Annotated in this window: 17 protein-coding genes, 1 tRNA gene and 2 pseudogenes; 8 read left to right on the forward strand and 12 right to left on the reverse strand. The window is 59.4% G+C overall.

Features of this window, described 5'->3' with window-relative positions:
• Positions 1 to 20 precede the first annotated feature (20 nt).
• A complete protein-coding gene (locus tag AC07UI_RS15450) occupies positions 21 to 728 on the reverse strand; it encodes a substrate binding domain-containing protein (RefSeq protein WP_494993294.1) in 708 nt (235 codons plus the stop codon).
• A complete protein-coding gene (locus AC07UI_RS15455) occupies positions 671 to 3307 on the reverse strand; it encodes an MGH1-like glycoside hydrolase domain-containing protein (RefSeq protein ID WP_494993295.1) in 2637 nt (878 codons plus the stop codon). Before AC07UI_RS15455 ends, AC07UI_RS15450 begins: the two co-directional genes overlap by 58 nt.
• 229 nt (positions 3308 to 3536) lie before the next feature.
• On the opposite strand from AC07UI_RS15455, the gene AC07UI_RS15460 reads away from it, so the two are divergent.
• From AC07UI_RS15460 to AC07UI_RS15470, 3 genes and pseudogenes are all read left to right on the forward strand, one after another.
• A complete protein-coding gene (locus AC07UI_RS15460) occupies positions 3537 to 4400 on the forward strand; it encodes a LysR family transcriptional regulator (RefSeq protein WP_494993296.1) in 864 nt (287 codons plus the stop codon).
• 335 nt (positions 4401 to 4735) lie between these two features.
• Positions 4736 to 5404: pseudogene (locus tag AC07UI_RS15465) on the forward strand (sterol desaturase family protein); the annotation flags it as partial.
• Between the two features lie 94 nt (positions 5405 to 5498).
• Positions 5499 to 5648, forward strand: coding sequence for a hypothetical protein (locus AC07UI_RS15470; protein WP_494993297.1), 150 nt, complete (start codon positions 5499 to 5501; stop codon positions 5646 to 5648).
• Positions 5649 to 5753: 105 nt separating this feature from the next.
• Here AC07UI_RS15470 and AC07UI_RS15475 read toward each other — a convergent pair whose 3' ends face one another.
• The 8 genes and pseudogenes from AC07UI_RS15475 to AC07UI_RS15510 all read right to left on the reverse strand — a co-directional run bounded on the left by AC07UI_RS15475 (position 5754) and on the right by AC07UI_RS15510 (position 14124).
• The gene (locus AC07UI_RS15475) at positions 5754 to 6056 is read right to left on the reverse strand and encodes a hypothetical protein (protein ID WP_494993298.1); all 303 of its coding nucleotides are present in this window, start codon (positions 6054 to 6056) and stop codon (positions 5754 to 5756) included.
• Positions 6057 to 6115: 59 nt separating this feature from the next.
• Positions 6116 to 6349: a hypothetical protein gene (locus AC07UI_RS15480; RefSeq protein ID WP_494993299.1), complete on the reverse strand. Its 234-nt coding sequence runs from the start codon at positions 6347 to 6349 to the stop codon at positions 6116 to 6118.
• Between the two features lie 168 nt (positions 6350 to 6517).
• Positions 6518 to 6604: pseudogene (locus tag AC07UI_RS15485) on the reverse strand (GntR family transcriptional regulator); the annotation flags it as partial.
• Positions 6605 to 6811: 207 nt separating this feature from the next.
• Complete coding sequence (locus AC07UI_RS15490) at positions 6812 to 9910, reverse strand: error-prone DNA polymerase (RefSeq protein WP_494993300.1); 3099 nt, start codon at positions 9908 to 9910, stop codon at positions 6812 to 6814.
• Positions 9886 to 11301 carry a Y-family DNA polymerase gene (locus AC07UI_RS15495; protein WP_494993301.1) on the reverse strand — a complete coding sequence of 472 codons (1416 nt, stop codon included), beginning with the start codon at positions 11299 to 11301 and terminating at the stop codon, positions 9886 to 9888. The genes AC07UI_RS15490 and AC07UI_RS15495 overlap by 25 nt, the downstream gene beginning before the upstream one ends.
• A 7-nt stretch (positions 11302 to 11308) precedes the next feature.
• Positions 11309 to 11926 (reverse strand): translesion DNA synthesis-associated protein ImuA, encoded by a 618-nt coding sequence (gene imuA, locus AC07UI_RS15500; RefSeq protein ID WP_494993302.1) that lies wholly within the window; start codon positions 11924 to 11926, stop codon positions 11309 to 11311.
• Positions 11926 to 12543, reverse strand: a complete 618-nt coding sequence (gene lexA, locus AC07UI_RS15505) for a transcriptional repressor LexA (RefSeq protein WP_494993303.1) — start codon at positions 12541 to 12543, stop codon at positions 11926 to 11928. The genes imuA and lexA overlap by 1 nt, the downstream gene beginning before the upstream one ends.
• A 693-nt stretch (positions 12544 to 13236) precedes the next feature.
• Positions 13237 to 14124, reverse strand: a complete 888-nt coding sequence (locus AC07UI_RS15510) for a Dyp-type peroxidase (protein ID WP_494993304.1) — start codon at positions 14122 to 14124, stop codon at positions 13237 to 13239.
• A gap of 245 nt (positions 14125 to 14369) precedes the next feature.
• On the opposite strand from AC07UI_RS15510, the gene AC07UI_RS15515 reads away from it, so the two are divergent.
• Together AC07UI_RS15515 and AC07UI_RS15520 are read left to right on the forward strand one after the other, a co-directional pair.
• Positions 14370 to 15995, forward strand: coding sequence for an NADP-dependent glyceraldehyde-3-phosphate dehydrogenase (locus AC07UI_RS15515; RefSeq protein ID WP_494993305.1), 1626 nt, complete (start codon positions 14370 to 14372; stop codon positions 15993 to 15995).
• Between the two features lie 45 nt (positions 15996 to 16040).
• The gene (locus AC07UI_RS15520) at positions 16041 to 17120 is read left to right on the forward strand and encodes an FUSC family protein (RefSeq protein ID WP_494993306.1); all 1080 of its coding nucleotides are present in this window, start codon (positions 16041 to 16043) and stop codon (positions 17118 to 17120) included.
• Between the two features lie 7 nt (positions 17121 to 17127).
• Here the strand turns inward: AC07UI_RS15520 and AC07UI_RS15525 are convergent, their stop codons facing one another.
• Positions 17128 to 18021 carry a DMT family transporter gene (locus tag AC07UI_RS15525; RefSeq protein WP_494993307.1) on the reverse strand — a complete coding sequence of 298 codons (894 nt, stop codon included), beginning with the start codon at positions 18019 to 18021 and terminating at the stop codon, positions 17128 to 17130.
• A gap of 132 nt (positions 18022 to 18153) precedes the next feature.
• Here AC07UI_RS15525 and AC07UI_RS15530 point away from each other — a divergent pair, with 132 nt between their 5' ends.
• Entirely contained in the window at positions 18154 to 18591 is a 438-nt protein-coding gene (locus AC07UI_RS15530; RefSeq protein WP_494993308.1) for an Lrp/AsnC family transcriptional regulator, read from the forward strand.
• Positions 18592 to 18649: 58 nt separating this feature from the next.
• The gene (locus AC07UI_RS15535) at positions 18650 to 18979 is read left to right on the forward strand and encodes a YceK/YidQ family lipoprotein (RefSeq protein ID WP_494993309.1); all 330 of its coding nucleotides are present in this window, start codon (positions 18650 to 18652) and stop codon (positions 18977 to 18979) included.
• A gap of 64 nt (positions 18980 to 19043) precedes the next feature.
• Here AC07UI_RS15535 and AC07UI_RS15540 read toward each other — a convergent pair whose 3' ends face one another.
• On the reverse strand, positions 19044 to 19715 hold the full coding sequence (locus AC07UI_RS15540) for a Bax inhibitor-1/YccA family protein (protein WP_494993310.1): 672 nt from the start codon (positions 19713 to 19715) through the stop codon (positions 19044 to 19046).
• Positions 19716 to 19839: 124 nt separating this feature from the next.
• Between AC07UI_RS15540 and AC07UI_RS15545 the strand changes: the two genes are divergently transcribed.
• Positions 19840 to 19927, forward strand: a tRNA-Ser gene (locus AC07UI_RS15545).
• Positions 19928 to 20868 lie beyond the last annotated feature (941 nt).

The following is a 20868-nucleotide window of genomic DNA, read 5'->3' on the forward strand; positions in this document are numbered from 1 at the left end:
CCAAGGCCCGGACTTTTGCCTCATGAGTCGCTCAACTGCTCCACCAGAAAATCGATAAGAGTCCGAATCTTTTTCGGCACATGTCGGGCACTCAGGTACACCGCATTGATCGTGATCGGCGGCGCACTCCAGTCCTCCAGCACCGTCACCAGCCTGCCTGCGGCCAACGCCTCGTCAACGATGAAGTTCGGCAACAAGGCAATCCCCATCCCCGCCTCTGCTGCCTGGGCCAGCAGATCGCCGTTGTTGGCGCTCATCGGTCCGTTTATTTGCACACGCTGAGATTCCTGGCCTCTACTTAACGCCAGGCTCACGCCGCTTTGCAGGTAGCAGTAACCCAGACATTGGTGTGCACTCAATTGCTGCGGCGTTTGCGGCGTACCCGATCGCGCCAGATAAGCTGGTGAGGCCACCAGCACCCGCGGGGCCGAAGCCAAAGGTCGAGTCAATAAAGACGAGTCCGGCAGGCTGGCAATCCGGATCGTGACATCAAAACCACCGCGCACCGGATCGACCTGCTGATCGCTGAGCACCAGTTGCAGTTCGACTTTCGGGTGCAACTCATGAAACACCGGGATCAGCGGCCCCAACCGCCGCAGACCGAACGACATCGGCGCATTGATCCGCAACACCCCACGCAACTCACCAATGCCGTCACGGGCGCGCTGGCTCAGGTTTGCTTTTGCAACAGTAATGCCACCAACGCGCTCCACCCGGTCTGATGACAAGCCCCCAAGCCGCGCCCGGTCTCGCCATGAAAGTACTCATGGAACAACAGCAGATTGCGGCTGGCGGGATCGGCCTGCAATTGCGGATACCCGGACATCGATGGCCGGCAGCCGTTTTCGTCCAGTAGAAACAGCTTCGTCAGACGCTGACTCAAGCGGTCGGCGACCTCAGCCAGTGACGCAAAATAGCCCGACCCACTGGGGTATTCGACCGAAAAACTCTTGTCGTAGTAACGATGAAACTCACGCAATGAATCGATCAGCATGTAATTGATCGGCATCCACAGCGGCCCGCGCCAATTGGAGTTCCCGCCGTACAGCCGCGAGCCGGATTCCGCCGGTTCATAGCGGGCGCACAGCGTATTACTGTTCATTTGCATGGCAAAAGGTTGGTCGGCGAAGGCTTTGGAGAGCGAGCGAATACCGAACTCGGAGAGAAATTCGGTTTCCTCGAGCATGCGTTTGAGCAAATCTTTGGTGCGCTCGCCACGCAGCAGCGCCAGCAGGAAGCGATTGCCTTCACCCGGCTCGGTCCAGCGTGAAACCAGATTGGCAAGGTCCGGGCGATGCCGTATGAATGCGAACAGACGCTCGCGCAAACCCGGCAATCCCTCGTGCTCATGCTGTTCCAGTACCTGCACCGCAAACAGCGGCATCAACCCGACAATGGAACGCAACCGCAGCGGTTCGCTCTGGCCGTCTGGACGGTGCAGAACGTCGTAGAAAAACCGGTCCTGTTCATCCCACAGCCCTTCAGAGGTGCTATCAACGCGGTTGATCGCCCCGGCGATGTACAGGAAGTGCTCGAAGAACTTCACTGCGATGTCGACATACACCGCGTTGCGCCTGGCCAGTTCAAGGGCGATGCGCATCAGGTCCAGGGAGTAGGCAGCAACCCACCCCGTACCGTCAGCCTGATCGAGCTGGTAGCCCGGCGGCAGCGCGGCTGAGCGGTCGAACAGCGCAATGTTGTCGAGCCCCAGAAAACCGCCCTGAAACAAGTTACGGCCCTCGGCATCCTTGCGGTTTACCCACCAGGAAAAATTCAACAGCAGTTTGTGGAAAATCCGCTCGAGGAAGTCCATGTCAGCGGTGCCGGTCAGGGCCTTATCGCGCTGATAAACCCGCCAGCAAGCCCAGGCATGGACCGGTGGATTGGCGTCGTCGAAGCGCCATTCGTAAGCCGGCAATTGGCCGTTGGGGTGCATGAAGCGGTCTTTGACCAGTAGCAGCAACTGCTGCTTGGCGAAACCCGGATCAATCAACGCAAAGGCCACCGCCTGAAAGCCCAGGTCCCATGAGGCATACCACGGGTATTCCCAGGTATCCGGCATGGAGACGATGTCGAAATTGGAGAGATGCCGCCAATGGGTGTTGCGGATGTGGACACGCTGCGGGGGGGGCGACGGTTGGGTGGGATCACCGTCCAGCCATTGATTGACGTCGAAATAATACAGTTGCTTGGACCACAACAACCCGGCCAGTGCCTGGCGCTGAACATTGCGCGCGTCTGCATCGTCGAGGTCAGCTTGCAGCGCAGCGTAATACTCGTCGGCCTCGGCACGCCGCTGCTCGAACAAGGTTCTGGCATTGACCCGCTCGGCGCCCGCCGGAGCCAGGCGCAGGAAGACATTTTTGCTTTCCCGTCCCGCGAGTTCCAGCGTGAAATGCGCCGCCACCCGTGTACCTGCATCGCGTCGAATGGCGCTGCCGGCGCCGTTGGCTATGTAGTCGTTGATTCCGTCCTTGAACGGTCCGGTTGCCATCAGGCCATTGAGTTTCGGAAAGTTGGTTTCGTTGTCGCAGAACAACCACTCGCAGCCTGGCTGCCCCCAGGCATTGGCCTGCATGTCGGCTCGATGTGCGAGCCGCGCGATGACGTGCTCGCCGCTCAGGGCAAGACCTGGCTTGTGCCCATCAGCATCCCAGCTCCAGGTATTGCGCGCCCAGAGCTGCGGCAACACGCGCAAGCGCGCCGGTTGATCGGAACGGTTCTCTACCGTGACCCGCATGAAAATGTCATCCGGCGTGTGCTTGGCATACTCAACCGTTATATCGAAATAACGATCGTCTTCGAAGACCCCGGTGTCGAGGACTTCGTACTCGGTATCCGCAAGGCCGCGACGGGCGTTTTCGGTGACCAGATCATCATAGGGAAACGCCGCCTGAGGGTATTTGTAGAGCATGCGCATATAGGCATGACTCGGCACCCCGTCGAGGTAAAAATAGAGTTCTTTGACATCTTCGCCGTGGTTGCCCTCGGCATTGTTCAGACCGAACAACCGCTCCTTGATAATCGGGTCGCGTTCGTTCCATAACGCCAACCCCAGGCACCAGTGCTGCGCCTTGTCCGAGAACCCCGCCAACCCGTCCTCGCCCCAGCGATAGGCACGACTGCGGGCATGATCATGGGGAAAGTAGCGCCAGGCATCACCATCGGCACTGTAGTCCTCGCGTACCGTGCCCCACTGCCGTTCACTCAAGTACGGCCCCCACTCACGCCAGCGATCGGCATCAACACCCGCCAGGCGTTGACCTTCAACCGTCTCGAGAATATTCGCTGCCGGCTTTGCCGTCATAGGGACTTCCGTGGGTTCGGGGTGATTTGCAGTGTAGTGCGTGGGAATCCTGTAGGAGCCGAGCTTGCTCGCGATAGCATCACCGCGGTGAAACAGACAGACCGCGCTGCCTGCGTAGCGAGCAATCGAGCATCAACCGGCTGCTCCTACAGCACATACCGCGCTGTTGGTGTGCGGCAACGGCGGCTGTTGCTCTACACTGCAAAGCCTTTTGAATACCGGGATGCCCATGGACATCGATCTAGCCCGCACTTTCCTGGAGATCGTGCGCCACGGAAGTCTTGCCTCGGCAGCCGAGAAGCTGCATGTCACTCAGACCGCCATTACCGCACGCGTGCAAAAGCTCGAGAGTCAGCTCTCCTGCACTTTGTTCGTACGCAATCGCGCCGGTGCCCGGTTGACCCCGGATGGCGAAGCCTTTGTGGTCTATGCCAATCAATTGGTGCAGACCTGGGAAGCGGCCCGTCGCGATCTGCCGTTGCCTGACGGTTACCGTAACGTGCTGCATATCGGGGGTGAGGTCAGCCTGTGCAACCCGTTGATGCTCAGTTGGGCTCGCAAGTTGCGCGAAAAGATTCCAAGCCATGCGTTGCGCACGGAAATTCGCGATGGCGAAAACCTGTTGCGCCAGCTTGAGCTGGGAGTGCTGGACGCAGCCCTGGTCTATCAACCCGAATATTGGCCACGCCTGCAAGTCGAGCAGTTACTGGAAGAAAAGCTCATTCAGGTTCGGTTGGCGGCCAATCCGCAGCCGTATGTCTATATCGATTGGGGCAAAGACTTTCGGCGGCAACACGACGCTGCGCTGCCGGACAATGCAAAAGCCGCCATCAGCTTCAACCTCGGGCCATTGGCGTTGCAGTACATCCTCGAAAATGGCGGTTGCGGCTATTTCCGGACCCGAGTGGTGCAAAGCTATCTCGACAGCGGCGTACTGGAGCGGGTGCCCAAGGCACCGGAATTCAGTTACCCGACTTACCTGGTCTACTCACGGGATCGTGACTCGGCAACCTTGCAGCTGGCGTTCGAGCTGCTCAGAGAAGTGGTCAAGGCTGACGGTGACTGGTCTCAACGCTGGGATCCGCTGATTTGATAAGGATTAAGGCGAAATCTACGCCGATATCCAGGTTAACACCGGCCTTGCAGGAGCCGAGCTTGCTCGCGATGACATCACCACGGTGAAACAGACAGACCGCGCTGCCTGCATCGCGAGCAAGCTCGGCTCCTACAGCCCCCGCCTCGATCAACTTCGTCTTCCAGCCACTCGACCAGCACCCGGTAACCATCGTGGGTGTCTGCGGGGCTGTAGGCGCGTTTGCATTGAATCATTGCGTTGCCTCGCTTGAACACACATTCCGAATATCCATTCGCTGGATAATTCGGCTGGGGCTAATCTTCTTTCAATAACACTTAAAACAGGAGACCGCGGTGGGCCAGACCACTCAAGCATTGCGCATGCGTTATCGCGCCAGCATTCATCCACTCTACAACCCGTGGCTGCACGGTGGTTTTGTGCTGGTTTTTGGTCTGCTGTGCATCGGTTTTTTCTGGCACACCCTGGACCGGGTGCAGCCGCTGGAATGGTTGGCGGTACCCCTGACCTTGCTGTTTTTCAACGTTTGCATCTACACCGTGCATCGGCATCTGGGGCATCACAAAAAGTCATTTGCGCGAATGTTTTATGCGCGGCATACCGGTGACCACCACAGTTTTTTCGTGCCAGGCTACATGACCTATGACAGTGCCCGCGACTGGCGGGTGATTCTGTTCCCGGCCTGGCTGATCGTGTTGCACAGCCTGGTGATTAACCTGCCCGCCTGGTGGTTGCTCAAGCAGCTCAATGCCAACGTCGCCGGGCTGTTTGCCGGCTGCATGATTCTTGGTTATCTGGCCTATGAAGTGTTCCACGCCTGCGAGCATCTGCCGCACAGCAACCCACTCGCGCGCCTGCCGTGGATTCGCCAGATGCGCCGTCTGCATGAGCTGCATCACCGTCCCGAGCTGATGCAGGAATGCAATTTCAATATCGTTTTCCCACTGACGGACTATCTTTTCGGCACCCTGTATTGGGAGCCCGAACGCTCCCAATCAATCCCCCCGCCTCTGGCCCACTGACAACGGGATCGCCCATGCTGGCAATGTGTGAGATGACACAGCGGACTATCCCGGCCCAGACAGGAGTTATCATTTGATGAATCATTCCCCCCGTCGAGTCAAAATTCGCCACATTCTTCTGTTGCTGGTGATTGCCATCGCAGCATTCCTGCTGCTGGTACCGACCAAGGTGCAGCCGGTCAGTTGGACACCGTCAACCGCGTCATCACCGAGTAGCGGTGGGTAGAGAAACGGGCAAACGCAAAATAAGCCAGATATGGAAAGCCCGACTCAGGGGCCGGGCTTGTGCTAATGCCAGTCAGTCAGGTAACGCGCTCAAGCGTCGGACACCTCAGTTGTCAGTTTTTTCACGCACCTGCTCCGCATCATTCGCCGCTTCATCGTCCTCATCCAGCGAACGCAGTGCTTCGTTGTCCGGCAGTTCATCAGTACCCGGCGCGTTCTCTGGATGAACCGTCATACGTCCTGGACTCAAGGGTTGAGGGGACCTCTGCATCGGGTCATAACCGCCCTGCTCTTCACTGGGAAATCTTGGATGACTCATGGTCACCTCCCATGGAGCCTGAAAAATCAGTCCCTGATAGTTCGAGGCGTTAGCATTTATGGCCGTTCCATTTACTTGTTCATCGGTCATCGAGCCAATCTGGCGGGGTGCACAGGAGTCTGCGCAGCCTCGCTCAGGATTTCACAGATTCAGGATTGATTCTTCAACTGGTTGGATATCTGTTTTTTGATGTCCACACGCTTCTCTTTGAGCTTCTTCAGTTGATCATCAGCGAGCGCCGCAGCCTCAGCCTTCTGCACGTCGGCATCGATGCGTGTGTATTTCTCAAGCAACGAGTGGAGATGGGGATCGTTGGCGCTCTTTTCTTTAATGACGTCCTTCGTGCAGCCCAAATCCTGATAAAGGTCATGGTTCACCGGCATGGAACACCTCCGTTTGTTGATCGGTGGCAACCGCGTTTTATCGCAATTACCAGATATCAGCATGGCCTCGCCTATGCCCTTCTGTCGACCGTCAATCAGACCAGTGGTGCCCGTTCGTCAGTCCGCCGCACTTTGATGATTGGCTTGACCGAGAGATACCCAGCGGCTTCAAACCTCGATCAGATGCTTGAGCGGGTGATACTCAGACTTCAGCGTCGCAGCGACATCCAGAATCGCCTTCTCGATGCCCGCGAGATCAGCTTGCGAAATCAGTCGAGCAATACCGGATTGTTCAGGGTCTGCGCGAAGTAGATCAACTTGATCTGGATGGTCATCCCCTGATGATCGTTCCCACGCTCCGCGTGGGAATGCCGCCATGGACGCTCCGCGTCCGCCTTCGGCTGTGACGCAGAGCGTCACGGGATGCGTTACCACGCAGAGCGTGGGAACGATCATCCGTGCTCAACGGAAATCCCGGCTACGCACGCTGATCCCCGTCAGCAGCGAGCTCAAATCGCTCAACCGCCCGGCAATCAGATGCCGCACTTCACCCTCGGTCTCCAGCGTGCCGTCAACCTTCAGCAATTGCGAACCCACCAATACCTGCCGCTGACGTTCAGCCAGGTCGCGCCAGACCACCACGTTGACGTTGCCGAACTCGTCTTCCAGGGTGACGAACGTCACGCCGCTGGCGGTCCCGGGTCTTTGCCGGCCGGTGACCAGCCCGGCGACGCTGACATTGCGCCCATGCTCGACCTCGAGTAATTCCCGCGAGCTGCGGCAGCGCCGGGCTTTGAGTTCGTCACGTAGCAAGGCCAGCGGATGCGGGCCCAGGGTCGTGCCGACGCTGGCGTAGTCGGCTTGCAGGTCTTCACCCACCGTCGGCTTGGGTAAGGACACCCCGGGTTCTTCCTGACTCGGCAAACCGGCGAACAATCCAAGCTGTTTCTGCACGCCGGCAACGATCCAGCGCGCCCGATGCCGATCCCCGGCCAGCCCGCGCAAGGCACCCGCGTCGGCCAGTTGCTCCTGGGCCCGGGAGTCGAGCTGCGCCCGTTCACCCAGATCGGCGATATCGACAAATTCACCGGCCAAGCGTGCCGCTTCAATGCGCCGGGCATCGTCCTCGCGAAAACCACGGATCATCCGCAACCCCATGCGAATCGCCGGCTGCTCACCGTGGACAGGTTCCAGACTGCAATCCCAATCGCTGGCGCGCACGTCTACCGCACGGATCTGCAAATGATGCCTGCGAGCGTCCTGAAGAATCTGGTCCGGGCTGTAGAAACCCATCGGCCAGCTGTTGATCAGCGCACAGGCAAAGGCCGCCGGTTCGTGGCATTTCAACCAGCAACTGGCGTAGGTCAGCAAGGCAAAACTGGCGGCATGGGACTCGGGAAAACCATAGCTGCCGAAGCCCTTGATCTGCTCGAAAATCTGCGCGGCGAACTCGGCAGTGTAGCCATTTTTCAGCATGCCTTCCTTGAGCCGTACCTGATGCGGTTCCAGACCGCCGTGACGTTTCCAGGCAGCCATGGAGCGACGTAGCTGGTCGGCTTCACCGGGGCTGTAATCGGCGGCAACAATCGCGATCTGCATGACCTGTTCTTGAAACAGCGGCACCCCCAGAGTGCGCTCCAGGACTGTCTTCAATTTTTCGGACGGATAGGTTGCAGGCTCCTCTTTGTTACGCCGCCGCAAGTACGGATGCACCATCCCGCCCTGAATCGGGCCGGGCCGCACGATAGCCACCTCGATCACCAGGTCGTAAAACTCCTTCGGCTTGAGCCTTGGCAGCATCGACATCTGCGCCCGGGACTCGATCTGGAATACCCCGATGGTGTCGGCACGAGCGATCATTTCGTAGGTTTTCGGATCCTCTTTCGGCACCTGCGCCAGACTCAAATCCAGACCGCGATGACGGCGCAGCAGGTCGAAACAGCGGCGGATGGCACTGAGCATGCCGAGGGCGAGAATATCGACCTTGAGCAGGCCGACCATGTCCAGATCATCCTTGTCCCACTGGATGATCGTACGCTCGGCCATGGCCGCGTTTTCCACCGGCACCAGAGTGTCCAGCGGTTGCTCGGAAATCACGAAACCACCTGGATGCTGGGACAGATGCCGGGGAAAGCCGATCAGTTGCCCTGTCAGGCTCAGCACCCGGCGCAGCACCGGGCTGTCCGGGTCGAAACCGCCTTCACGCAGGCGCTCCACGGAAGGCGGTTCATCACTCCAATGGCCGCAGCAATCGGCCAGCGCATTGACCTGATCCGGTGGCAAACCGAGGGCCTTGGCCACATCCCGCACCGCGCCGGCACCATGGTAGGTGCTGACCACGGCCGTGAGCGCCGCGCGGGTCCGGCCATAGCGCTGAAACACATACTGCAAAACCTCTTCACGCCGTTCATGCTCGAAATCCACATCGATGTCCGGCGGCTCGTTGCGCTCTTTGGAGAGGAAACGCTCGAACAGCATGTTCATCAGGCTGGGATTGATTTCAGTGATGCCCAAGGCATAACACACCGCCGAGTTGGCCGCCGAACCGCGTCCCTGGCAGAGAATGTTGCGATCACGAGCAAAGCGAACGATGTCGTGGACGGTGAGGAAGTAACTCTCGTAACCCATCTCGCTGATCAGCTTCAGTTCTTTTTCGATCAGCGCCAGCACCTTGTCTTCCACGCCTTCAGGCCAGCGCCAGCGCATACCCCGTTCGGTCAGTTCGCGCAGCCAGGATTTCGGAGTCTGCCCTTCAGGCACCAGTTCACGCGGGTACTGATAGCGCAATTGGCCGAGTTCGAAGGTGCAGCGCCGGGCAATGCGCGTTGACTCTTCAAGCAGTTGCGGCGGATAGAGTGCCTGCAATGCATCAAGGCTGCGCAAGTGCCGTTCGCCGTTGGGGTGCAAGCGTTGCCCGGCCTCGGCGACGCGCACGTGATGACGGATCGCGGTCATGGTGTCCTGCAAGGCGCGGCGCCCGCGCGCGTGCATATGCACATCGCCGCTGGCCACCGCCGGAATTTCCAGGGCAGCGGCCAGATCCAGCAAACCCGCAAGCCGTCGGGCATCGTTCTGACCGCAGTGCAACTCGACGGCCAGCCACAATCGGTCGCCAAAGACCTTGCGCAGCCAGCGCCCTTCCCCGCCAACCTCGAGGGTATCGGGCATCCACAACGCCAGCAGTCCCGGCAACGGTTCGTTGAAGTCCTCGCGCAGCACTTGGTACTGCCCCTTTGCCACACGACGCCGGGCTCGGGTGATGAGTCGGCAAAGCGTTTGGTAGCCCTCCAGGTTCTCCACCAGGAGCACCAGTTTCGGGCCATTTTCGATGCGCATTTCGCTGCCGATGATCAGCGGCAACTCCACCTCTTTAGCGGCTTGCCAGGCGCGGACGATGCCGGCCAGGGTGCACTCGTCGGTGATCGCCAAAGCCTGATAACCCTGACGCCTGGCCCGTTCGAACAGCTCGCGGGCACTGGAGGCTCCGCGCTGGAAACTGAAGTTCGACAGGCAGTGCAGTTCGGCATACTCGACACTCATGCAAACCAGCCTTGCAGCCACAAAGGCCCGCTCTCACCCACCGTGCGCCAGGCCCAGGCCTGCTGGCCGGAGCGGGTTTCGATCAGGTAGTAGTCGCGACGCACATCGCCGCCATCCCACCAGCCGGACTCGATACGCTCCGGCCCCATGAGAATCCGCGCCGCGCCTTCGTGCACCTGCAGCGGTTCTGTGAGCAGCCAGCCCGGACGTTGCACGCCAAGGCTCGGCGGGCACGTCTGGCTATCGGCATTCGGCTGCCAACTGTGCTCCGGCCGGTGATCGGCCTGCCAGCGCAGACCCTGCACCGCGTCATCGCCCAGCCGCGCACGCAGGCGTTCGCGCAATTGCTCCCAGGGCAAGGATTGCTGCGGGCGCTCCTCGAACAGTTCCCGATGTTGCGGGACGAACCTGGGCAAGTCATGGGCCACCAGGCGAAAGCCCCGAACCGCAGACTCCACTTGCACCTGTTCCAGTCGACCGCGAGCCAGTTCGAAGAGCATCGCCGGGTCGCGCTCGGCGCTGAGCAAGCCGACCTTGACCTGCGTGTCCGGCAACCCGGCATGTTCCAGATGCAGATCAAAACGCTGCACGCCGCTGTCCCGCCCACAGAGAAAAGCCGACAGATCGCCGGTGAGCCGACGCAACGGGAACAGCAGCGCCTGATGGGACAGGACATCGAAATTCAGCTCGATGCGCACGTCAAAGCGGTCCGGCGGCTGGTAAAACGCCAGGACCAGCGGCCGATCTCCCATTAACGTGTCGAGGTGCTTGAGCACCTGGGCTTCAAAGCGTCGCGCCAGGGTATGGCGTGGCAGCGCCTGAACCTGACTCAAGGTCCGCAAGCCCATGCGCGACAAGGCAGTGGCGACGTCCTGCTCCAGCCCGACGCGATCAATGGGCATCTGCCCCAGGATCCGCCGCAAGGTTTCATTGTCCGGCACTGCCAGGCCGTCGTAAGCGTTAGCCAACACCCGCGCGGCCGCCGGATTGGGGGCTGCGACGATGCGATGGCGAAAGCCCAGTTCCGTGAGTTCCGCCCGCAGCCGCGCCTCGAACTGTGGCCAGGGTCCGAACAGGCCCAGACTCGATTCGATTTCAAACAACAAGGACCGGGGATAAAACACGCTGACCTGGGAGCTGAAGCGGTAGGCCCAGGCCGCGAGAAATTGCTGCCACTGCTCGATATCGGCAACGTCGTATTCGGCGCTGGCAAAGGCTTTGGTCAAGGCATGAGCGGCGGTCAGCGATTGCCCGGGTCGCAGGCCGAGCGCCCGAGCGGAGGCGTTCACCGCTTGCACCACCCGGCGCTGCGCAGTGCCCGTCAACAGCGCCAGCGGTTCATCGGGATCGGGCCGCTGACGCAGCACAGCATCCAGAGCAAGCTGCGGGAAAAGAATACAGACCCAGCGCATACCAACCTCAATGCCCTGTCGCAAAGGCAATCGGCGCCGAGCGGGCCAGACCGCCACGGCACTTGAGTACCCGCAGTTGCGCGGGCCGGGCATCGATGGCGATACGCAAGGCGGCTGGCGAAGGATTGATGGCTTCACTGATCGAGCGATAGGCGAACGCCAGGGTCTGACCGGTTTCGGCCGCCACCTGCAAGCGGCGCAAGGCACGGTCATCAGCCTTCTGCGGCCAACACAGGACCGCGCCGCAACTGCCCGAGCGCAGGCATTGTTCCGCCGCCCACAGGGCATCGCGCTCACTGGCCTGAATCACCGACAGCTGACGCAGGTCCACGCCAGCGTTCTGCCAGGCCTGCGGATATGGCACATGGGGCGGCGCCACCAGGACAATTCGTTCGCCCACGGCGGATAATCGCGCCAGGGTCGGCCACACCAGTTGCAGCTCACCGACGCCCTGCCCGGCAATCAGGATTTCCGTCAGGGCCGCTTCTGGCCAGCCACCCGTGGGCAACGCCGCATCCAGCGCCCAATGGCCTGTCGGTTGAGGGCTGGCCGGTGGCGCGGCGGGCCGGCCTTTCCAGACCTGGCCAGCATTGAACAGAGTATCCAGAGCAACGACGGCACCCATCATCCTCGCCTCACCAACCCACAGAACACCCCTTCGATGGCCAGGTCCTGATCGGCGTGCACAACGATGGGCGCATAGGCCGGGTTGCGCGGCAGCAAACGCACGCCCCCTGCGACCCGTTCAAAGCGTTTGATCGTGACTTCACCATCGAGCCGCGCCACCACGATCTGACCGTTTTCAGCCTCGGCACTGCGCCGTACGCCCACCAGATCGCCGTCGAGAATGCCGTCTTCGATCATCGAATCACCCTGCACCCGCAGCAGGTAATCCGGAATCCGCGAAAACATCGCCGGGTCCAGCATCAGCCGACTGTGCACCTGGGCATCGACACCGATCGGTGCACCGGCGGCCACCCGCCCCAGCACCGGAATATCCAGCAGTTCGGGCCTGGGTGGCTGATTCAACAAACGAATACCTCGCGCCTGATTGGCGTTGACCTCAATGAAACCGGCTTCGGTGAGGGCCACCACATGCTTGCGCGCCACACTGCGCGAGGCAAAACCAAAAGCCTCGGCGATCTCGGCGAGGCTCGGTGGCTGACCTTGTTGCGCGATGCGGTCGCGGATAAAGGTCAGGATGGCAGTACGGCGGGGAGTTAAAGTCGTCATGGAGTACATTTGTACTCCTGTCGGATTTTTCTGACAAGAGCCGACAGTCGTCAACAACGTCGGCGCAAGTGAGATCGCAGCCTATCGGCAGCTCCACAGGCGGAACGCGTACCCACACAAACAGGCCGGCCGGCAGGCCGCCTCGCTTTGGCTTTTGATCTACCCGCCCCTTCGGAAGGCCGAGCGGAGGCGTTCATCAGGGGGTGGGCGCGAAGCGCCGTTCGACGAAGTCGAACACATCGAGAGGAGGTCGAAGCGAAGCCGACCGGAGGCGATGCCCCCTGATGAATGCCGGAGCGAGGGAACACCGAGCCTGAGCGAGGTGCCGTACGCTCGGGGCAAGCCCTTTTGGGTCCTTTTGGGGCGTTTGCCAAAAGGGCCTCGCCGTAAGGGCGAAACCCTAAGTGGCCGTTACCGCAGGAATGGATATGTACACCTGCGAGAGCCAGGCCGGCTGTCAGGCCGCCATCGCGAGCAATCGAGCGTCGACCGGCTGCTCCCACAATGGATTGGTGTACATCTGTGAGAGACAGGCCGGCTGTCAGGCCGCCTTCGCGAGCAATCGAGCGTCGACCGGCTGCTCCCACAATGGATTGGTGTACATCTGTGAGAGACAGGTCGGCTGTAAGGCCGCCATCGCGAGCAAGCTCGGCTCCTACCTCCTACCTCCTACATGCCCGCCAAATACGCCCACTGCGTCACTCAGCCGATCCGCAGCGCCCGCAAATCGAGCCGGCCATCCTTGAGCGGCGGGCACCAGTAATAGCCACCGGTCATCGGCCGGCTGATCCGATAGAGGCCATCGACGATGCCGTCTTCCAGGCCGCTCATGCGCCGCAGTTGTACTTCGAAGGCGTCGAGGGAATACCCAAATGCCAGGAACATCAAGCCGGCTCGATCGCCTTCCACCCAAGGCATGGAGCGGCGCACGACAAAGGCTTCAGGGGCGAAGCTTTCCTGAGCAGTACGTTTGACGTGGGCGGATTCTGGCGCCTCCTCGAGCTCTTCGTTATCGCTCTTGCGCCGACCGATGATGTGATCCTGCTCCCGGGCAGGCAGCGCGGCGAAGCCCTCCAGATCGTGTTGCCACTGCTGAATCGCAGCGAAACTGCCGCCGTGCAGGCCATCTGTGCCCTCGCCCACCAACGCTGCCGCCACGGCCGCTTCGTCGTGGGGGTTTTCGGTGCCGTCTTCATAACCGGTCAGATCGTGCCCGGTCTTGTAGCGGAAGGCTTCAGTCATCTGTACCAAACGCAACGCTGGAGCCAATGCAGCTTCAACGGCGCGGCTGCGATGCAGCAACTCGCCGCGGTCCTCGCCGTGCAGCCAGCACCAGAGTGCGTGCTGGGTCGAAGGGTTATCAACGCCAACGCCCGCCAACGCAGGGAACGCCCGCAAGCCATCGATCCGACCGCCCAGCGCCCGTACCAGCGATTCACCGAAACCGACCACCGCTGTTTTACCATCCACCAGCTGCCTCAACTGGTCGATCGCAGTCGGCAATGCATCGACGGATTCGGGAGCGAAAAACATATGGCGTGCCTGAGACGGTACTGGGGTGGCAAGGATGCCCGGCTGGTAGTAACTCATGAGAACTCCTTTAGAAAGCACAAAGTTTAACCGCCGCGCAGCGGCATATGCTTGCGGTTTCAATGAGAAACAATTGAGCAAGTCGAACAAATCTGCACGGATAGGGCATGACAACCCTTGTCACGATCAGGTAAAACGATTCAGCTATGCTGATCCTGGCGCGCGGCCTGAAGAACTTGACCCTTTGGCCGCGCTCCGTGATAACACACCTTATCTGCATCACCCAATCCATACGGGGTAGCGCCATGACCACAGATAACATTCTCGACAACCTGTTCCCCAGCGCCGCGGACATCCCGGAAAAGTACCGCATCAACGGCCAGATCGAACAACGCGAATACCTCGTCGATGGCGTATTAAAGATTTGGTCCGGCCCACTCGCACTGGTGCGCAGTCCGGTCTATCTGGCCAGTGAAAACGCGGATGAACAAGTCATCCTCGGCAGCACGCCTCTGCTGGATGCCGACACCGCATTGACTGCGCTGGATGCCGCCGTCCGCGCCTACGACAGAGGTCAGGGCAACTGGCCGACGATGCGCGTCGCCGAACGTATTCAGCATGTCGAAGCCTTTCTCGGCCGCATGCGCGAACAGCGTGAAGCAGTGGTCAAGCTGCTGATGTGGGAGATCGGCAAAAACCTCAAGGACTCGGAGAAAGAGTTCGATCGCACCTGCGACTACATCGTCGACACCATCAATGCCCTCAAGGAACTGGACCGCCGCTCAAGCCGTTTCGAGCTCGAACAGGACACCCTCGGCCAGATCCGCCGCGTACCGATGGGCGTGGCGTTATGCATGGGCCCCTATAACTACCCGCTGAACGAGACCTTCACCACGCTGATTCCTGCCTTGATCATGGGCAACACCGTCGTGTTCAAGCCGGCCAAGCTGGGTGTGCTGTTGATTCGTCCATTGCTGGAGGCCTTTCGCGACAGCTTCCCGGCCGGTGTGATCAATGTAATCTACGGCAGCGGCCGGGAAACCGTCAGCGCGCTGATGGCCAGCGGCAAGGTCGATATCTTTGCTTTCATCGGCACCAACAAAGCCGCCAGTGACCTGAAAAAGCTGCATCCAAAACCACACCGCTTGCGCGCGGCGCTGGGGCTTGATGCCAAGAACCCCGGCATCGTGTTGCCCGAGGTCGACCTGGACAACGCCGTCAACGAAGCTGTTACCGGCTCACTGTCGTTCAACGGCCAACGTTGCACCGCACTGAAAATCCTCTTCGTCCACGAACAGGTGGTCGACAGCTTCATCGAGAAATTCAACCGCAAACTGCAGTCCCTCAAACCGGGCATGCCCTGGGAAAGCGGCGTAGCACTGACCCCACTTCCGGAGTCGGGCAAGGTCGACTACCTGCACTCGTTGGTGGAGGATGCCGTCAACAAGGGCGCGAAAGTGGTGAATGCCCACGGCGGTGAATCGCGCGGGTCATTCTTCTATCCCGCAGTGCTCTACCCGGTCACCGCCCAGATGCGTGTGTATCAGGAGGAGCAATTCGGCCCGGTGGTGCCCATCGTTCCCTACCGTGATCTGGAAACCGTGATCGATTACGTGCTGGAATCAGACTTCGGCCAACAGCTGAGTATTTTCGGTAAAAACTCCACCGAAGTCGGACGCCTGGTCGATACCTTCGCCAATCAGGTCGGACGGATCAACATCAACGCCCAGTGCCAACGCGGCCCGGACACCTATCCGTTCAATGGCCGGAAAAACTCGGCCGAAGGCACCCTGTCGGTTCACGACGCGCTCAGGGTGTTTTCGATCCGCACCCTGGTCGCGAGCAAATTCCAGGAGAGCAACAAAGAGCTCATCAGCGACATTATCCGTAATCGTGAGTCGAGCTTTCTGACCACCGATTACATATTCTGATGACAGAGCCCAGGAACTGACACTCGAGGAAAACAGCCAGGCCCGATGAATGACTTGCGATCGTCTCGACTGCCACCGTTGCTGCGCCGTTTCTTGCGTCCGCTGCTGGACCCCTATCGGCGCTATCGGCATGCCAAACTGATCCACGCCGTGCGGGTGTCACTGGGGCTGCTGGCCACCATCCTGCTCACCACCGGGATCAAGCTGCCCCATGGCGAATGGGCCTCGGTGACCATGTTGGTGGTCATCGGCGGGCTGCAACATCACGGTAATATCGGCAAGAAAGCCGCCGAACGGGCTATCGGCACCTTGATCGGCGCCGGCGTTGGCTTGTTGCTGGTGGCTCAGCAGGCCTGGCTGGGGATGCCATGGCTGACCTACCTGGGCATGTCGGTGGTTTGCGGATTCTTTTCGTACCATGCGATCGGCAAGGGTGGGTATACGGCGTTGTTGTCGGCGATCACCGTGTTCATCGTCGCCGGTCATGGCGACAACCCGGTGACCGACGGTCTCTGGCGGGCGGTCGACATCCTCATCGGTATCGCCCTGGCTCTCGCCTTTTCCTTCGCACTGCCGCTGTACGCGGTCTATTCCTGGCGCTACAACCTGGCGAGCGCGCTGCGCGATTGTGCGACGATCTACGGCCGCATCGTCAGTGGCCAATCGGTCACCGACGACGAACATCTCAAACTGATGAACCGCCTGAACGGCGCGATGGTGCAACTGCGTTCGTTGATGCCGTCGGTGTCCAAGGAAGTGCGGATCTCCATGACCGAACTGGACGCTCTTCAGCGCAACCTGCGGATGTGTGTCAGCACCCTCGAAATCCTCGCCAACACACGGCCCGATCCCAGCGACGAACAGGCCATGGCCTTGATGCAATCAGCCCTGAAAACCGAGCACCGACAGATCCGCGTGCAATTGATCGGCATGGCCCGCGCCCTCAAGTCCGGTGCCTCGCAACGGCTAGACCGTTCTGTTGCCGGTTCGCCGGACAACTCCACATTCAGCGTTCCGGTCTACACCGCGCTGGACGGCTATCGCCTATTGACCCGGCAATTGGCCGCCAATCTCGACAATATGCGTCAACGCCTGGCCAAGACCGCCGTGCATTGGAAGATCTGAAAACCAGTCACTGCACCGCCGCCCGCCGAAAGCCAAGGCTCCAGCCCTGCTGCATGCCTGCCGCAGCGAGCAGAATCGCGATCACGCCCAGCCATTGCATCAGCTCAAGGCGATGACCGAAGGCGAACCAATCGACGAAAATCGCCGCAATCGGGTAGATAAACGACAGCGCACCGGTCAATGCTGTCGGCAGCTTTTGAATCGCGCCGTACAGCAATACATACATCACGCCGGTGTGCACCACACCCAATGTCAGCAGACTGGCCCAGGCGCCAGACTCCTGCGGCAACGCGGCGATATTCGCCCACGGCGCCAACAACAGAACACCGGTGCAGACCTGAATCAGGGCGATCAAATGCGGTGGAGTACCGGTCAGACGCTTGATAATCAGTGCAGCGAAGGCATAGAGCAGCGCGGCGCCCAGTGCCAGTCCGATTCCGAGCAGGTAGTCGCCACCTGCTGAGCCCTGCTCACCATGAGCGCTGACGATCGCCAACATCCCGAGAAACGACACACCAAGCCAGAACAATTTCTGTGCGGTGATCTTTTCTCCGAGAAACAACGCCGCCAGCCCCACCAACATAAAGGGTTGAACGTTGTAGACCGCGGTACCGATGGCAATCGATGCCCGGGAATAAGAGGCAAACAACAACACCCAGTTACCGACAATCGCCACACCGCTGAGCACCGCCAGGATGAATGTGGTGCGAGTCAAAATACCGGGACGCAGAAAGCCCAGCACCGCGCAGATCACCAGCAAGGTCGCAGCGCCAAACACACAGCGCCAGAACACCACATCCAGCACCGGCTGCCCGGAAACCAGCACGAACCATCCAATGGTTCCCGAAATCAGCATGGCAGCGGTCATTTCAAACGACCCACGACGTATCGACTTGTCCATCATCAGCCTCCTCGGTAAGAGCCTGAATTATGACAATCCACAGTGAGGCAGCTCCAGAGCCAATAGCAGGCTAAAATCCATTTCTACCTTTCTTATCAAGGCAGATTGAACCCTTTGCCTAACGAGGTTTGTATGACTGATGACATTGACCAGGTGTTGATCGCCGCGCTGATGGCTGACTCGCGACGTTCACTTAAAGCATTGGCGCAAATCAGCGGCCTGTCGTCACCGAGCGTCGCCGAACGGCTGCGGCGTCTCGAAGAGCGCGGCCTACTCAAGGGCTACACAGTCGAAATAGACCCGAAATGTTTCGGCTACCAGCTCCAGGCCATCGTCCGCATCCGCCCGCTTCCGGGCCAGCTGCAGGAAGTCGAACGGCAGATCCTGGCCATCCCCGAATTCACCGAGTGCGACAAGGTCACTGGCGATGACTGCTTCATCGCTCGTCTGCATGTGCGCTCGATGGAGCAACTGGACACCCTGCTCGACCGGCTCAACACCCACGCCGAAACCAACACCGCGATCGTCAAGAAAACTCCGGTCAAGCGCCGCTTGCCACCGATGGCCTGAGTGCGGTTTTGCTCCGAACAACGTAGATTGCTCATTTTTCCGGCGAAGGATTGGCGGCATGAAAACTCAGGCAGTGTTATTGGCGGCGCTAATGCTCGCCGGGTGCGGCACCATCAACACGGTTGTGCGCCCTGATGAGGTGGCTGCGCAGAATCTCAAGCAGCAGAAGAGTTACTGCGGCGCGATCCCGCGAATCTACAGCGGAGTCACCTATGATTTCTGCTCACTGCATGCGCCGCTGGGTGAGGGAATCGATGAGCAGCAATACGATAACGCCACGCCCATTGTGCTGATCGACCTGGTCATATCCGGAGCGCTCGATACCTTGCTGTTGCCTTACACCATCTACCGTCAGCAGGCCGACGGCAGCATTGTCATTTCCAAATAGGGTCAACCCTATCCGCACCCAACAAAAAGCCCGCCGAAGCGGGCTTTTTGCTCAAGGCTTGCGATCAATCATCGCGGCTCATGATGCCGAACAGCTGCAACAAGCTGATGAACAGGTTGTAGATCGATACATACAGGCTGATCGTCGCCATGATGTAGTTACGCTCGCCGCCATGGATGATGGCGCTGGTCTGGAACAGGATGCAGACCGAGGAGAACAACACGAAGCCCGCGCTGATCGCCAGTTGCAGACCGCTGATCTTGAAGAACATACCCGCCAGCGTCGCACCCAGCAGGACAAAGAAACCGGCAGTGATGAAGCCGCCGAGAAAGCTCATGTCCTTGCGGGTGATCAGTACGTAGGCGGAGAGACCACCAAACACCAATGCCGTCATCGCAAAGGCCGAGCTGACCACTTCAGCGCCGCCTTGCATGCCCAGGTAGCGATTGAGGATCGGGCCCAGCAGGAAACCCATGAAACCGGTCAGGGCGAAAGCCGAAACCAGTCCCCAGGCCGAGTCACGGAGTTTGTTGGTGAGAAAGAAAAGGCCGTAGAAGCCGATCAGCACGACAAAGACGTTCGGGTAGCCGACGCGCATCTGCTGCGCCACGAACGCCATCACGCCGCTAAACGCGAGGGTGAGTGCGAGTAAGCCGTAAGTGTTGCGCAGGACGCGGCTAACCTCTAGCTGCTCAGCCTGCACGCTGTTATTAACTGCGTATTCCTGTTCGCGCATGGCGACACTCCTGTAGGTTTGAAACGTTCAGTCGCAAAGATCATAACAGACGCTCTGTAACAAGCTACGCAGAGAGTTTGACAGTGTGTTTCATTCAGGTATTATGGCGCCCGCAACGCAATACGGAGGTGTGGCCGAGTGGTTTAAGGCAACGGTCTTGAAAACCGTCGACTGTAACAGGTCCATGAGTTCGAATCCCATCGCCTCCGCCATATTTGTACGTCAAAGCCCTGATTTTTCAGGGCTTTTTCGTTTCTGGGGTTTGGCCAAAACCCCTCCCCCCCAAAGCGTTACAAAACTTTTCGGGTGGCGTTACAAAACTATCCCGCTTTTCCCGCCTTCCGGCATCCTGCCACCCCACGATCACCATCCAAAAAATCCTGCTGCTACGCTGAAACTGCTCACCGGCTGCACCGCTCAACAGCACCCAGCACCCAGCACCAACCCATGTAGCACCCGCAACAATTCTCTATCGTTACCCAATGCCGGAAAACGCCATGCTGTTAGCCCACACATTTGTTAGTCACGACATGAAAGACCCGGACAGTGCAAAATTCAGAGACACATTCTTCATTACGGCAGATGCAAGGGGGGAGAGCCGCGACAAGACCAAGGACTCTTGGTGCGTTGAAGTTAATAGCAAAAATAGTTACGGGAGTTACATTGGCTACACATGGGCACTGGTACCTGCTGGTGGAAAATCAGTAATCATCGGAGGTAACTCTCTTGGGCAAATGGCAACGCAGATCTGTGCGTCTGCGGTATACCCTCCGGCTTGACCCGGGCGCATCCTGTCCATGCGCCAATTGCGCTGGAGTATTAACGCAAAAAAACCTACCCCCCCTGAAATATGGGCTGTAGGTTTTTTTTGACAAGTCGGTTAATTAAGCGCTTGGCACTGATTGACATTGAATGGCGAACGGCTTACCCCATTTTTGCCTCGTATCGCACGTCATTCACGCACGGGTATAAAAGCAAAAAAACGCGTTGATGACCGAGGGATTTCGAATCCCTTCCGCCTACCTCCTGCGACAGACTCACGTGACATCGCAAAGCCTTTACCGTCAGGCGCGAGTGAGTTGTCGCATAACTCAGGAGTAAGGCGACAAGCGTGGCTACTTTGGGCCTTGCGCAGCGGTTCTCAGCGGCACGC

This window comes from Pseudomonas sp. GW821-FHT04C07 (assembly GCF_059420325.1).